This window comes from Leptolyngbya sp. 7M (assembly GCF_018128485.1).
In genome coordinates this window covers 5,650,625-5,663,873 of the sequence record NZ_CP070897.1, presented here as the reverse complement: position 1 = coordinate 5,663,873, position 13,249 = coordinate 5,650,625, and the positions used below count along the sequence as shown (strand labels likewise).

Sequence of the window (13,249 nt, the reverse complement as noted above, 5' to 3'; positions counted from 1 at the left end):
CAGACGTTAGGAGTCAGGAGTCAGGAAATCCTTCAACCCACCTCTTGCTTTGCCTTCGCCTCCAATGTCTCCAAACGGCTGCGCAATTCCTGGTTGTCTTTCTTGAGCTGCTCCAGTTCTTCTTGCAGTTTTTTCACAGCTTTGTCAGGACCGATAGCTTTGCTGACTCGTTGTATCGCCTCTTCTGCCATTCGCCGCACCCGACCATCTGGGGTTTGCTCAATCAGCGCAGACAGCAACCCCATCGCTTTAACGGTTTCCATTTGCCCCAAGGCGCTCACTGTAGCCACCTGGGTTAAGAAAAACGACTCGCGGGATAGCTCTTCCAACCGATTCAGGATACGCTCCAGATTGATATTTGTTTGCCCAGTGGAGATGGCCCCTAGAGCGCGGATGGCCGCTAGCCGCAACGCTTGGGGGGTTCCTACTCTGGTGTATTGCAGCACCAGATCGAGCGCGGCTTCTGAGGTCTTGAGTTGACTCAGGCCAGCAATGGCTCCACTGCGAACTGTTTCGTTCCATCCAGCCCGTTCTGTCAGCACCGAGCGATAGAGCTGTAACAGGGTTTCGGTTTCCGGACGGTCGTTGGAGCTTGCAGTGAAGTTTGCGGCAATGCTGCCCAATCCCGATAGGGCGGAGGCTTCCACGTAGTAGCTAGCGTCTCCTTGCTCGGCTACAGGCTTAAGAACAGCAAAACTTTCTGGCGTCTTGATTTTTGCCAGTGCGCCCACCACCGACCGACGCACCCGCGCCTCGCTCGGGACACGGCCTGGTCGGCCCCTGATCCCTGCCCGGGTCACCCTCGGCCGCCGGTTCGCCCGCGATGTGGCCCTCGACCGCGTAGAGCGCCGGCGCCTGGCCCGGCCCGAACTTCGAGCGCATGTTCTGCGGCACGGGCTGGGCCGACGGCGCAACGGGCTGGCCCTCCTTCAACTCGGGCTGGATGTCCCCCAGCGCCGGTGGCGTCTGCGGCCCGAGCGTGTTGACCTTCTTCCCCGGCGTGCGGGCCATCGCCGCCAGGTCCTTCTTTGGGGGGAGGTGTTCGTCGCTCATGCAACCCTTCATCCGCCGATTCCGCGCCGCGGGCTTCAGCCGGGACCGCTCTCCTGCCCCGCCGGGCGCGACGCGAAGCGTTTGGACTCATGCCGAACGATCGACCCGGTCGCGAGGTAGATCACGTCCTCGGCGATGTTCTTCATGAGGTCGCCGACGCGCTCGAGCTCCCGCCCCACGCGGTACATGAGCAGCCCGTTGCGGACCCACCCGGGGTCCTTGCGCATCAGGTCCTCGATCTCGTCGAACAGCCGCCGCTCCAGCACGTCGATGGTCTTGTCCTCGCCGACGATCTGGGCCGCGACCATCGCGTCCTCGTCGAGCACCGCCCGAAGCAGCGAGTGGCACATCACCGTCACGCGCTGGCCCATCTCCACCAGCGACGTGGGCCACTCCCTGGGCGGGGCGTCGAACTCCAGCCGCTGGGTCACCTTCGCGATCGACGTCGCGTGGTCGGCGACGCGCTCCAGGTCGCCGTTCACCTTGAGGATGAACGTGAGCACGCGGAAGTCACGCGCGAAGGGGTGCTGCAGCGTCATGAGCCGGTAGCACTCCTGCTCGATCTCGACCTCCTCGCGGTCCACGCGGTCGTCGTTGCGCCGGACCTCCTTCGCCCGCGCCACGTCGAGCTTCCACAGCGCCTCCAGCGCCGACTCGAGCATCGAGACCGCGATCGTCCCCTCCGCGACCAGACGCTTCTTCAGCGCCACCAGCGCTCGGTCGAGCGTCGCGCGGGGTCCGGCGGGAACCTCGTCCCCGGGAGAGGGAGTGGGCAGGAAGCTGGAGTTGGGCACGGCGTGTCGGCTCCGACCCGGCCGAAAGTCGCCCACGGGGCGCCAAGGGCCGTAACCGCTATTCTACGACCACTCAGGCCATCACAACACAGAGCGTCCCCTGACTTGCCCCGCACACCCAAGCAGGCCCCACACCCGGCCTTCTCAATCGCATGACCTCCATCAAGTCGATCCTCAAGTCCGCTCTCGCCCGGGTGGGTCGGCCCGCCATCTGGCCCCTCCACGAGAGGATCGTCGATCTGGTCAGCCGACTCGAACAGCAGCGCGCCCTCCTCGACACCCGAGCCGATGACTTGGCCCGCCGCATCGACCAGTCCCACCAACGACTCGACCAGATCGAGGATCTCCTCGAGTCCATCGCCGGCGCCACCGGCCAGATGGCGCTGTGGTACATCGGCGGCATCCTGAAGCACGCTCCCGCCCTGCTCGCCTTTACCAACCCCACCACCAATTCCTACAAGCGCCTCGTTCCAGGCTTTGAAGCTCCAGTGAACCTGGCTTACTCGCAGGGCAACCGTTCAGCTTCGGTGCGGATTCCCTTGTCTGGCTCGAACCCGAAGGCAAAACGTCTGGAGTTCCGCTGTCCGGATGCCACCTCAAACCCCTACCTGGCCTTTGCGGCGATGCTCTGCGCGGGTATCGACGGCATCAAGAACCAGATCGATCCGGGCGAACCGCTGGATGTGGACATCTACGACCTTAGCCCCGAAGAACTGGCGAAGATTCCTTCTACGCCGGGATCGCTAGAAGATGCGCTGGAGTGCCTTGAGAAAGATCACGATTTCTTGACCACCGGCGGTGTCTTTACCGAAGACCTAATCAACACCTGGATTCAGTACAAGCTCGACAACGAAGTGAACCCGATGCGGCTGCGGCCTCACCCCTACGAGTTTGCACTCTACTATGACTGCTAAGCGCTAAGCTTTGTCTAACATTATAGAGGTAAACAGCGGGATGCGCTTTGGTGTAGTCCCGCTGTTTCGTTTAGGGAGAGTTTTGTCCTGCATTCTGAAGACGCTCCTAGAACACCAGCGCCTTGTGGATGGCAGACAAAATATCCGAACGTTCATCTGCTGTCTAAAAGTTGAATGACTTAATTGATCCCCAGTTGATCTCATACTCTTAAGATTAATTTAATCATTTTGAAAATTAATTTTTAGTTTCTCTTAAGATGCGTATAGGGTAATTGCCGCATGAATACCGTTACCATTTGAAGGGGGATTTTAACGTTGATTTGGTGATTGCGATTGAGTCTCAAAATTATCCCTGTTTGGATCTCTCTATGCGTTTCATTCGCAGTCTTGAATTGATTAGATAGCGAATTTCCTAACTATGATTTCGTTGCCCAAAAATATCATTCTGGTTGCCTTTTAGTTCACCCCATGGTTGGTTTTCCAGAACCGCAACAGTCTTTATTATTAATGCGCAATTGAGTGATTTCTTTCGTCGTTAGCTCGGCGCAGGTTTTGGGCTGCCTAAGTATGGTGCTGGAGAACCTAACAGCGATTAGATCACTTGCCAAACCCTCTCGTTTCCTATCGTATTTGGACGAAATTCATGACTCCTTTCGATCATTTAGAATTTGCTGATTCTTCCATGGCCGATTTTGCTAATCGTAGGACAGCAACTGATCCCCAAGTTGCACAAGAAGTTGCACAAGAAGTTGCACAAAGGCTTGATCAAGGGCTTGATCAGACCGAGATCAGTTCAGAGGCCCAGCAGGAGATCCAGCAGATTCGAGATGCAGTCGATCCCCGCTCGGTTGCGCATGGAGTCTATGTCACGGTTCACGGACACTTCTACCAACCGCCCCGCGAAAATCCCTATCTCAATGCTGAAAATTACTGTTTGGTAATTCTCCTTGGCGTTCATCGACAAATACCAGACCGAGGCCAAAGCCTAGTCCTTGAAAATCTCCACTCTGAATTTCATAGGTCGTCCATAGATTGGCTGCGTTTCTGGGCACACTGGACAGAAAATCACCTTCGGGAATGTCGTTGTCATCTGTCACCTCGGCATCTGTATGGGCATAGCCTGCAATGATATTCCATCCCGGTAAGATTTCACCCTGCACGATTAATTCAACGCCGCGACTGCGCTGCTCACCCACCTGGATCGAGAAGTTGGAATCTTCTGGGTCGGTGGTTAGCACGTTGCTTTTAGTTAGGTCAAAAGCGGCTAAGGTGGCAGAAAGAGTGTCTGTAATATCAGCTTTGATGCCAATTTCATATTGAGTGCCGCGTTCTGGCTCGAAGGTTTCATTGTTGCGCGAGCGGCCAATTACTGGGAAAAACGACTGACTGAAACTGGCATAGAGAGAAATAGGTTCAATGGGTTGATAGACAATGCCCAGGCGAGGACTAAAGGCTGTGTCGGACTGAGATTCTTCTTCTCCACCGAAATTTTGTTCCTGATCAGCGAAGTCTAACCGTCCACCCACGAGTAATTTTAGATTTTCGAGCAGGGTGATTTGATCTTGAATATAGAGACCTACATTGGTGTTGAACACCGTTTGATAATATCCAGATTCTGCTGCGTCAGGAATAGAGACATCGTAGTTGGGAGCAAAGATATCTATAGACGGCAGCGGCGCAAAGCGGGTAACATAGCTGTCGGTCGAACGGTTCAAGTCGAATCCAGCCAAGAGCTGATGCTGAATCGAACCTGTATTAAACCGACCGATTAAATCGGTTTGTATCCCATACTCCTCGTTCAGAAATTCAGCGTCAAGATACTCTCGCGGTACAAAGCGGTCATCAATCAAACCACCTGCAAAGTCAGAATGAAACCCGGTTTGCAAAACCGAAGAAAACGCCAAGGCGTGGCGTAGTTCCCAGTTTTCGTTGAAACGATGCTCAAAATGATAGCCAGCGCGTACTTGCTCTTCCGCGTAATCATCTAACGATGCATAGCCTAAGAAGCGGTTGATCGGCAGTGGTAGAGAGCCATCGCTGAGGGCGACTAATCCGCGATCAAAGACGGGGTCGTTGTATAAGTAGGAGAAATCAAACGTTAGTCTGGTATTATCGCTGATGTTCCATTGCAAAACTGGGGCCACAAAAAACCGCTCTGAGTAGACCTGATCCCGAAAGCTGCCCGCGTTCTGATAGGCCGCATTTAGACGATAGAGTAATTCGCCGTTATTTGTTAAAGGTCCAGAAACATCCAGCTCTGGACGATAGAAACTGAATTGTCCGCCCGTAAATTCAAGTGTGTAAGTCGGTTGGCTCAAGGGTTGCTCTGTCACCAAATTCACAATGCCACCGGGCTGCAACTGTCCAAACAGAATTGAAGCGGGGGGAATCAGTTTCGGATCAATGCAACCCAGACCGGTCTGCAAAACTTTGCAGCAGTTGCAGCGGATAGTAGTGGTAACTTTGCAGTAGCTTGGACGAGCGATCACGGCGGAAGCGAAGATGTTTATATTCGCCCCTATTCGGTTACTCCCTTACCCAACAATCCTCCTACTAATATCACCCTCAGCAACAGCGCCATTGACGAAAACGTTGCTGATAACAGTTTGGTTGGCACCTTCGCTTCGGTTGATCCAGATGGTGATACGTCCTTTTCCTATGAGCTGGTTGCGGGCACGGGCAGTGCTGATAATAATGCCTTTACCATTGCTGGTAATGAACTGCGAATCAAAAACTCTCCCGATTTTGAAACCAAATCCAGCTACTCGATTCGGGTCAAAACCACCGATCCGGGCGGTCTTAGCTTCGAGAAACCCTTAACTATCACGATCAGGAATCTGAACGAGGCACCGACAGGCATTTCAATCGACAGCAATACCGTCAATGAGAATGTACCTGTGAACACTCTGGTGGGTAGATTATCAACTACTGACCCAGATGCTAACAACACATTTTCCTATCGCTTAGTTTCAGGGGTGGGCAGCACCGACAATGCTCTGTTTGAAATCTCAGGCAATGAGCTGCGGATCAAAACCGTTCCTAATTTTGAAGTCAAGCCTACTTACTCGGTTCGGATTCAATCTTCAGACCAAAATGGCCTCACGGTTCAGAGACAGTTTACTATCAATGTTCGAGATCTGAACGAAGCACCCACCAATATTTCAATCAGCAAGAATAATATCAACGAGAATGTTCCAGCTAATTCAGTCGTTGGCAGTTTTTCTACAACCGATCCAGATGCTAATGATTCCTTTACCTACGAGCTGGTAACAGGGCAGGGTAGTGCTGATAATAATGCCTTTGTCATCGTTGGTAATGAGCTGCGAATCAAGAATTCTCCCGACTTTGAAACCAAGCCTAGCTACTCAATTCGAGTCCGCTCCAGAGACAAAGGTGGCCTCGCAACTGAGAAGATCTTCACGATCAACATCAATGATCTCAACGATCCGCCAACCAACGCAGCACCAACTAATCTAAATCTAACACCTGCCAACGTTAATGAAAACGTTGATCCTAATACGCTGGTCGGCACCCTATCTACGGTTGATCCTAATCCTGGTAATACTTTTACTTATGCGCTAGTCGCTGGAGCGGGTGATACAGATAATAATACTTTTACAATTTCTGGAAATCAGCTTCGAATCAAGATTTCCCCCAATTTTGAGCAAAAGAGCACCTATTCAATCCGAGTCAGAACTACCGACCAGGGTGGCCTCAATTTTGAGAGATCACTGACGATTAATATCAACGATCTGAATGAGGCACCCACCGACATTTTGCTTAATCCGGATACGGTAGATGAGAACGTGCCCGCCGGTTCGTTGGTCGGCAATCTCACTAGCTTGGATTCTCCCTATCTCCCACTGAAATCTTCAACTGGTTAGCCTTACCGGAGTAGAGGATCGAACGATGAAAAGTCTTTACGAAAGCGATTTTTACGCCTGGACACAAGAGCAAGCTGAATTGCTCAAACATAAAACCTGGGAAGCATTGGATTTGCCCAATTTAATTGAGGAGATCGAAAGCTTGGGACGGCAGGAACGACAGGAACTGAGAAATCGTTTAAGCGTTTTGCTCGGACATTTACTCAAGTGGCAATATCAACCGTCGAATCGGGGAAATAGCTGGCTGGCAACCATTCGAGAACAACGCACCCGAACTCGTTTGGTACTCAAGGACAACCCCAGTCTGAAACCCTATGTTCCAGAAGCGATCGCGATTGCCTATCAATTGGCACAAGATCTAGCAGTCCGAGAAACCGGAATGGACTATGACACCTTTCCAGCAGAATGTCCCTACACAATCGAACAAATCTTAGAAGAAACTTTTTTACCAGACTAAAGGAGAACGTGGAGGCAATCACAAAGCTGTTAGAACTAGGAGTCAGTCGCTGTTCAAGTAGGGAATTGCGAAACTACTTTGCTCACTGCTGTTACTGTACCAATTAGTTCCGCAACACGCTGTGTCTACCGATTCTAGCTTGATCCATATCCTCTTTATTCTTCTTTACACACAGCTTCTTAAGTACCCTTGCGGGTAATAGATATAGGCGGTATCTCACCATACAATACATGGTAGGAGTTCCTGCCCCAGTTTTGAAGCGAACGTTTGAAAACCGTCCTGAATGAGTCAATTGTTCGGAGGGATAAATGTGAAGAGCAACCTGTTACTGGTTTTGATTTGTCTGAGCCTACTAGCTGCATGTTCAGAAGGTAACTCCTCTAGTCAGCAAAATGCCACAAAGGCTGAAGTCGAGCCAGTAGAGCAAATCGATGATGTGAAAGCGAAGTTGAGCAATCGTGAAGCAAGCTCATCGTTAGTTCAGCCCAAATCTTCGCAAAGCACTACACAAAGCACTACTCAAGAATTTCCAAGGACTGCTCGACTAACGGCCCAACAATCGAATGCAAGAATCAATTTGAGATCAAGACCCTCAGCAACCTCACCGGACAAGGGATATGGTCTAGTAGGTGATCCTGTGAAATTATTAGATAAAGCTGAGGGTGCGGATGGTTTGATCTGGTACTATGCAAAGTTTGATGCGTCTGGAGCAGAAGGCTGGATTCGGAGCGATTTCATTCAAATGAATGAAACGACACAAGCATCATCTGATTTTATGAGACATGGAGTAGCAGAAGCTGCGTTTCTTTCTTCTCAACAAGTTGACAAATTAATTGAGCTGGACTCATTCAGCAAGCATGAGTTTGATGGGTACGAAGAAGGGTTTGAAGATTCTGCTAAGTGGAACGGAATGCCTTTTGGAATCATTGTGCCAACCTATATTCCCCCTGGATTTAAGATCACTCATTTTAAGTAACAGCCTGAAATCCCGGTAAGGGCTGAGTGACAAACTCGAAGCGAGAATCGTCAAATTTTGCCCAACCTTGTTTGGCATCTTGCAGATAAAATGGGTGACTTGAATCCTGTTCTACAACCGCTGCTAAAAAATCTTCTGCACTGTGATGCCCCCAGGCATACCAGCCTGCAATGTCTAGATCGAGATCGATAAAATGCTTTAGCTGAATGGATCTACTGACCCCTGATGGCTTCTTTACTGAATTGTTCACCTCGCTTGACCTGTTTGATCTGTTTGACATTGCTGTTTTCATATCAAGTGTTTTCATATCAGGTGTTTTCATACCAGGCTCTACCTCTTGATTAATCCGACCAGCAAATGGTGACTGACCAAACGAGCTGAAGCTCTTGATCTATCACTCCCTCACCCTAGAGTTTTGTTAAAACTACGGTATCTTGATCAATTTATCGTAGTTTTGTAAGGTAATGATTGCATATGCAAGGCTAGAAAGCAAGCATCTTAACGATAAATTGGCTTTATCCTATCAAGGTCTTATAGCTTTGAATCTTGACCTCAGGAGTAGACAATTCAATCTCAAGAATCAGGACAATACGCTACTCTAAGCTCTCTAAAAAGCTCTTCAGATGAGGCTGTTCCACATTCACACCAACTTCCTCAGCTTTGGCAATAACTTGTTCACGGTTTAATCCCTGCTGAGTTGCTAGCGCAATTAGGGCTAACGCTCCTGCTCTTGCTCCGGCTCCGCAATGAAAAAAGACGGGGGTGGGGAGCTTCTCTACTTCCCACAGCACTTTTGCCATCAGGCTATCATCCGCTTCTCCAGGACTGAGAGGAACATTGACATATTCCAACCCGGCAGCGGTTGCTTGTTGCTGTTCATCGCTTAATGCACCGGCTTCGTCAGGCGAGCGCAAATTGACAATCGATTTGAATCCCTGCTCTGCCAACTGCTGAATTGCCTCGGCATCGGGTTGCCCTCCAGCATATAAGTCTTTGCCGATCGGTTTGGGTGGGTTGTCTGCTTGGCTCATAAAACTCCGGTATTCCGATAAAGATTTTGTATCTTGTATTTACCGGATCATAGCAGAGGTTTTAAATTGCTAAGTAAAATTTCAATCGTAAGCATCGATCTGCTGCTCTGTTGACGTGAGGAAATAACGTGTCCCAGAATCCAGAAGAGAATCAGTCTATAGAAGTACTGCCCTATGCTCAACTCAGTCCATCCCAACGGCAGCAACGGCTTAACGAACTGGCGCTCGTTTTCCTGAAGCTTGGCACCATTGCCTTTGGTGGGCCTGCTGCTCACATCGCCATGATGGATCAAGAGGTGGTGAATCGACGGCGGTGGATGAGCCGCGAAAAACTGCTGGATTTGTTAGGAGTCACTAATTTGATTCCAGGTCCTAATTCCACCGAGTTGGCAATTCACATCGGCTACGAACGGGCTGGCTGGCGAGGGCTCTTTCGGCTGCCTTCAGCAAAGGATAACAGACCCTTGAACTTTCAGGAGTTTGAAGAGCGGCGGGGCCAGACCATTTATGTTTCGGCGACGCCGGGACCATACGAATTGGAACAGACAGGCGGCGAGGTGATCGAACAGATAATAAGGCCGACCGGTTTGCTTGATCCGGTAGTCGAGGTTCGTCCCGTTAAAGGGCAAATCGACGATCTGCTGGAGGAATGCCGAGTTCGGGCAGAGCGGAACGAACGTGTCTTGGTAACAACCTTGACAAAGCGGATGGCAGAGAACCTGAGTGAGTATTTTGCTGAGGTAGGCGTGCGTGTTACTTATTTGCACAGCGACATTGACACGCTGGACCGGATAAAGATATTGCGCGACCTGCGACGCGGCGAATTTGATGTGCTGGTAGGGATAAATCTGCTTAGAGAAGGCCTTGACCTGCCAGAAGTCTCACTAGTGGCGATCCTTGATGCTGATAAAGAGGGGTTTCTGCGGTCAGAGCGTTCGCTGATACAGACCATCGGCCGGGCGGCCCGAAATGCCGGCGGCAAGGCGATATTATACGCGGACACGATCACCAGATCGATGGAGCACGCAATCGGTGAAACGAATCGACGTCGGGCAATTCAAGAGAAATTCAACCAAGATAATGACATAACGCCGACGACCATAGTGAAGCCGATCGAGGCGACCTTGGTAACGGCCTATGAGGCCGACTACTTTAAGGTGCCGTTGGATATGGACGGATTTGAGGAATATTCTCCGAGACAGCTAAAGGAGACCATCGCTCAACTCGAATCTGATATGCGTGCCGCTGCTAAAGAGATGAAATTCGAGCGTGCCGCGGAACTGAGAGACAAACTGAAATATCTCCGGGAACGGGAGCTTGAGTATCGTTAAAAGCTAATTAATACAAATTGACATCAGATAGTTTTGCGAAGGCGGACTATGAGCCTTCTATTACTTTGTCTTCGAGAGCTAGCGATTTTGCGTTAGAATTTTACCGTGCAAGTAAAAACCCAGGCTGACGAGCTTCAGAGTTACCTTACCGATGCGAGTAATATGCCCGGCGGGCACGCCGATGGGCTGTTTGTGCCGGATGCGGCCGAAGAGCTAGTGGGAATCCTTCGCGAGGCGAATGAAAGCGGCATTCCGGTAACCATCTCAGGTGCCCGAACAGGTACCGTGGGCGGTGCGGTACCGTTTGGCGGCTATATTGTTTCGCTTGAACGGCTTAACAAGATCAAGAGCATCAACAAAGCTGAGATGACGGCGACGGTCGAACCGGGCGTTATCCTCGCGGATTTCGCGAAAGCGGTCGAGGCGGAAGGTTTGTTCTATCCGCCCGACCCGACCGAATGGAGTTGCCAGATCGGCGGCACCGTCGCGACAAATGCTTCGGGTGCGAGAAGTTTCAAATACGGAGCTACGCGGGAATTTGTTACAGGCTTAACGGTTATTCTGGCAATAAAATTGCACTCCAGTTCGACCTGATGGCGATCGTTCGGCATGACCAGAAAAGCTTTCTCAATCCCTTGCAGGGCTGTCTCTAGGCTAGCTGGCTGGCTGAAATCTCCTTGAGCAAGCTCGATCCCTTGTGCTTCTAGGTGACTCGCTTTCTGGCGATCGCGCACCAAAGCCCGCAGTGGCATTTGAGTTTGAGCTAGATGTTTGACCACTGCTCCGCCAATATTGCCCGTTGCACCTGTAATCAGAATGGTCATAAAAATCTCCTCAAGTTATACCCCTAACGCCTGAATCACTTCTAGCGCAGTTGCCTTTCCAGAATACTGCTGCTGTCCGGTAATCAACCGTCCATCTCGTGTCGCAAAGGCTTTGAACAATCCCCCTGTGATGAAATTTGCGCCTAGCTTTTTCGCTTCATCTTCAATCCGAAACGGCATCAGCTTTTGTCCAACATACTGATCCGCAAAATCCTCTTCAACATTGGCGAATCCGGTCATGGTTTTACCTTCGATTAATGGTTTACCATCCACAAGCTTGACGAATAGCAATGCACAAGTGCCATGACACAGCGCGGCTGTTACTTTTTCGGCTTCATAAAATGCTGCTATCAGGTTATGCAATCTAGATTCAGTTCATAGTTCTCAACTTCGAAATGTCCGTAGGTATTCACCCATACCGTTCCTGCTTTCAGATGTGCCGCTGCTTTGTGCGCTTTTTTAATGTCGCGAGTGTGAACGCCCGAAGCCAGCCCATATGGGTTGCTGTTCGCGATCGCTGGAAACGTCTTTCCGTTAGTAGAATCGCGCCACTCACCATTGATGTAGAGTTTATTCAGTGCAATCGGAAAGTTAGGACGTGCTGATACCTTGGCTTGCTCGACAGGTTCACATACTTTCATAGGGATCTCCTAAAAGCAATTGAGGAAGCATAGCAACGCTTCGTTTTGCTTAGGAGTCTGAAAAGAAAGAATTAAGATTAGTCATTGATTCTTGCTTTGATTTATTGGAATCTTGCTTTGAGGCAAATTCGGCATCAAAGCTGCTTGCGATATTCGCTAGGGGTTGTCCCGACGAATTTGCGAAACTGAATGGTGAGTTGATTTTGATTGGAAAAGCCGACTTGGGTAGCGATCGCTAAAATTGAGAGGGAAGTTGTCTTTAGTAAAGCCTGTGCCCGTTTAATTCTCTGTTGCATCACATACTGATACGGCGAGAGTCCGACCGATTGCTTAAATAAACGAGAAAAATAGTATTGGCTCATCTCTAATTCACCTGCGATCGCGGCAATGGATAATTCTTCTGCCAAATGCTCATTGATGTATGCGATCGCTTGTTGCAAATGACGCTGTGACAAGCCTCCGATATTCTCACGTAAGGGCTGCTGCCAGTCTGAGTAATGTCTAATGAGATGAATCGCAAGTGCGATCGTCAGCGAATCTGCAAACAGGCGACCTCCCCAAGCGTTGATCATGGAAGCGAATGTGATTCATAGCGCTTACCAATTCGGTGTCAAGAAACTACTGTTCCTCGGCTCATCCTGCATCTATCCCAAACTCTGCCCCCAACCGATGCGGGAGGAACACCTGCTCACTGGGTTGCTAGAACCCACCAACGAACCCTACGCTATTGCCAAAATTGCCGGACTCAAACTCTGCGAAAACTACTGTCATCAGTATGGCGTCAACTTCATTTCTGCGATGCCGACCAATCTCTACGGCATCAACGACAACTTTGACTTAGCCAACTCCCACGTCCTGCCTGCCCTGATCCGTAAGTTTCATGAGGCTAAGCAGACTCAGGCAGACTCTGTTGAAGTCTGGGGCACGGGTTCTGCCCTGAGAGAATTTCTGTTTGTAGATGATCTGGCCGATGCGCTATTGTTTCTGATGCAGCATTACAACAGCGCAGACTTTATTAATGTTGGAACCGGTGAGGAGATTTCTATCAGAGAACTGGCACTGACAATTAAAGCCGTAGTTGGATACTCAGGAGAGATAAAGTTTGATCCATCTAAACCCGATGGTACACCCAGAAAGTTACTCGATACTGCCAAAATTAACAGCTTGGGGTGGCAAGCAAAAACATCGCTTAAGGAAGGAATTGAAAAGACTTATGAGTGGTTCACTAAGCACCATGACCAAGTTCGAGGCAAATAAAATTCAGATTAAAGTTTCAATTGATTGTATGTAGATTATCCTGTTTCGGAGTTTATTCACTCTAGGGAATAGTGTGTCATGCTTCCT

14 protein-coding genes and 4 pseudogenes are annotated in these 13,249 nt (G+C 50.1%); 8 read left to right on the top strand and 10 right to left on the bottom strand.

Features of this window, described 5'->3' with window-relative positions; translation table 11 throughout:
• Positions 1 to 32: 32 nt before the first annotated feature.
• Genes JVX88_RS29800 through phoU form a run of 3 tightly spaced genes read right to left on the bottom strand, consistent with a single transcriptional unit; the run spans position 33 to position 1,847 of the window.
• The gene (locus tag JVX88_RS29800) at positions 33 to 800 is read right to left on the bottom strand and encodes a HEAT repeat domain-containing protein (RefSeq protein ID WP_263975302.1); all 768 of its coding nucleotides are present in this window, start codon (positions 798 to 800) and stop codon (positions 33 to 35) included.
• Positions 797 to 1,144, bottom strand: a complete 348-nt coding sequence (locus tag JVX88_RS29795; RefSeq protein WP_211622105.1) for a hypothetical protein — start codon at positions 1,142 to 1,144, stop codon at positions 797 to 799. Before JVX88_RS29795 ends, JVX88_RS29800 begins: the two co-directional genes overlap by 4 nt.
• A complete protein-coding gene (phoU, locus tag JVX88_RS29790) occupies positions 1,089 to 1,847 on the bottom strand; it encodes a phosphate signaling complex protein PhoU (RefSeq protein ID WP_211622104.1) in 759 nt (252 codons plus the stop codon). The genes JVX88_RS29795 and phoU overlap by 56 nt, the downstream gene beginning before the upstream one ends.
• Positions 1,848 to 2,221: 374 nt before the next feature.
• Between phoU and JVX88_RS29785 the strand changes: the two are divergent.
• Positions 2,222 to 2,761: pseudogene (locus tag JVX88_RS29785) on the top strand (type I glutamate--ammonia ligase); the annotation flags it as partial.
• 914 nt (positions 2,762 to 3,675) lie between these two features.
• On the opposite strand, the gene JVX88_RS29780 reads toward JVX88_RS29785, so the two are convergent.
• Positions 3,676 to 5,187: a TonB-dependent siderophore receptor gene (locus tag JVX88_RS29780; RefSeq protein ID WP_211622103.1), complete on the bottom strand. Its 1,512-nt coding sequence runs from the start codon at positions 5,185 to 5,187 to the stop codon at positions 3,676 to 3,678.
• 180 nt (positions 5,188 to 5,367) lie between these two features.
• On the opposite strand from JVX88_RS29780, the gene JVX88_RS29775 reads away from it, so the two are divergent.
• The 3 genes from JVX88_RS29775 to JVX88_RS29765 all read left to right on the top strand — a co-directional run bounded on the left by JVX88_RS29775 (position 5,368) and on the right by JVX88_RS29765 (position 8,078).
• The gene (locus JVX88_RS29775; protein ID WP_211622102.1) at positions 5,368 to 6,645 is read left to right on the top strand and encodes a cadherin repeat domain-containing protein; all 1,278 of its coding nucleotides are present in this window, start codon (positions 5,368 to 5,370) and stop codon (positions 6,643 to 6,645) included.
• A gap of 25 nt (positions 6,646 to 6,670) precedes the next feature.
• The gene (locus tag JVX88_RS29770) at positions 6,671 to 7,102 is read left to right on the top strand and encodes a DUF29 domain-containing protein (RefSeq protein ID WP_211622101.1); all 432 of its coding nucleotides are present in this window, start codon (positions 6,671 to 6,673) and stop codon (positions 7,100 to 7,102) included.
• A 310-nt stretch (positions 7,103 to 7,412) separates the two neighbouring features.
• On the top strand, positions 7,413 to 8,078 hold the full coding sequence (locus JVX88_RS29765) for an SH3 domain-containing protein (RefSeq protein WP_211622100.1): 666 nt from the start codon (positions 7,413 to 7,415) through the stop codon (positions 8,076 to 8,078).
• On the opposite strand, the gene JVX88_RS29760 is transcribed toward JVX88_RS29765, so the two are convergent.
• Positions 8,071 to 8,400 carry a hypothetical protein gene (locus JVX88_RS29760; protein WP_211622099.1) on the bottom strand — a complete coding sequence of 110 codons (330 nt, stop codon included), beginning with the start codon at positions 8,398 to 8,400 and terminating at the stop codon, positions 8,071 to 8,073. The genes JVX88_RS29765 and JVX88_RS29760 overlap by 8 nt on opposite strands.
• Positions 8,401 to 8,671: 271 nt before the next feature.
• The gene (locus tag JVX88_RS29755) at positions 8,672 to 9,109 is read right to left on the bottom strand and encodes a beta-lactamase hydrolase domain-containing protein (protein WP_211622098.1); all 438 of its coding nucleotides are present in this window, start codon (positions 9,107 to 9,109) and stop codon (positions 8,672 to 8,674) included.
• Between the two features lie 128 nt (positions 9,110 to 9,237).
• On the opposite strand from JVX88_RS29755, the pseudogene JVX88_RS44545 reads away from it, so the two are divergent.
• From JVX88_RS44545 to JVX88_RS29745, 3 genes and pseudogenes are all read left to right on the top strand, one after another.
• Positions 9,238 to 9,528, top strand: a pseudogene (locus JVX88_RS44545) (chromate transporter); the annotation flags it as partial.
• A gap of 12 nt (positions 9,529 to 9,540) precedes the next feature.
• Positions 9,541 to 10,440 (top strand): annotated as a pseudogene (locus JVX88_RS29750) (helicase-related protein); the annotation flags it as partial.
• A gap of 105 nt (positions 10,441 to 10,545) precedes the next feature.
• Positions 10,546 to 11,034 (top strand): FAD-binding oxidoreductase, encoded by a 489-nt coding sequence (locus JVX88_RS29745; protein WP_211622097.1) that lies wholly within the window; start codon positions 10,546 to 10,548, stop codon positions 11,032 to 11,034.
• 26 nt (positions 11,035 to 11,060) lie between these two features.
• On the opposite strand, the pseudogene JVX88_RS44540 reads toward JVX88_RS29745, so the two are convergent.
• From JVX88_RS44540 to JVX88_RS29730, 4 genes and pseudogenes are all read right to left on the bottom strand, one after another.
• Positions 11,061 to 11,264 (bottom strand): annotated as a pseudogene (locus JVX88_RS44540) (SDR family oxidoreductase); the annotation flags it as partial.
• Positions 11,265 to 11,279: 15 nt separating this feature from the next.
• On the bottom strand, positions 11,280 to 11,627 hold the full coding sequence (locus tag JVX88_RS29740) for a hypothetical protein (RefSeq protein ID WP_211622096.1): 348 nt from the start codon (positions 11,625 to 11,627) through the stop codon (positions 11,280 to 11,282).
• Entirely contained in the window at positions 11,615 to 11,905 is a 291-nt protein-coding gene (locus JVX88_RS41250; protein ID WP_211622095.1) for an aldehyde dehydrogenase family protein, read from the bottom strand. Before JVX88_RS41250 ends, JVX88_RS29740 begins: the two co-directional genes overlap by 13 nt.
• 134 nt (positions 11,906 to 12,039) lie before the next feature.
• Complete coding sequence (locus JVX88_RS29730; RefSeq protein WP_211622094.1) at positions 12,040 to 12,477, bottom strand: helix-turn-helix domain-containing protein; 438 nt, start codon at positions 12,475 to 12,477, stop codon at positions 12,040 to 12,042.
• On the opposite strand from JVX88_RS29730, the gene JVX88_RS29725 reads away from it, so the two are divergent.
• The gene (locus tag JVX88_RS29725; RefSeq protein ID WP_211622093.1) at positions 12,476 to 13,162 is read left to right on the top strand and encodes a GDP-L-fucose synthase family protein; all 687 of its coding nucleotides are present in this window, start codon (positions 12,476 to 12,478) and stop codon (positions 13,160 to 13,162) included. The two genes, JVX88_RS29730 and JVX88_RS29725, sit on opposite strands and share 2 nt — an antisense overlap.
• Positions 13,163 to 13,249: the final 87 nt, after the last annotated feature.

Bases quoted from the DNA above. Each gene is read 5' to 3' on its own strand.
- JVX88_RS29795 (WP_211622105.1), bottom strand. From the start codon at position 1,144: ATGAGTCCAAACGCTTCGCGTCGCGCCCGGCGGGGCAGGAGAGCGGTC.
- JVX88_RS29770 (WP_211622101.1), top strand. From the start codon at position 6,671: ATGAAAAGTCTTTACGAAAGCGATTTTTACGCCTGGACACAAGAGCAA.
- JVX88_RS29760 (WP_211622099.1), bottom strand. From the start codon at position 8,400: ATGAAAACACCTGATATGAAAACACTTGATATGAAAACAGCAATGTCA.
- JVX88_RS29755 (WP_211622098.1), bottom strand. From the start codon at position 9,109: ATGAGCCAAGCAGACAACCCACCCAAACCGATCGGCAAAGACTTATAT.
- JVX88_RS41250 (WP_211622095.1), bottom strand. From the start codon at position 11,905: ATGAAAGTATGTGAACCTGTCGAGCAAGCCAAGGTATCAGCACGTCCT.
- JVX88_RS29725 (WP_211622093.1), top strand. From the start codon at position 12,476: ATGGAAGCGAATGTGATTCATAGCGCTTACCAATTCGGTGTCAAGAAA.
- JVX88_RS29730 (WP_211622094.1), bottom strand. From the start codon at position 12,477: ATGATCAACGCTTGGGGAGGTCGCCTGTTTGCAGATTCGCTGACGATC.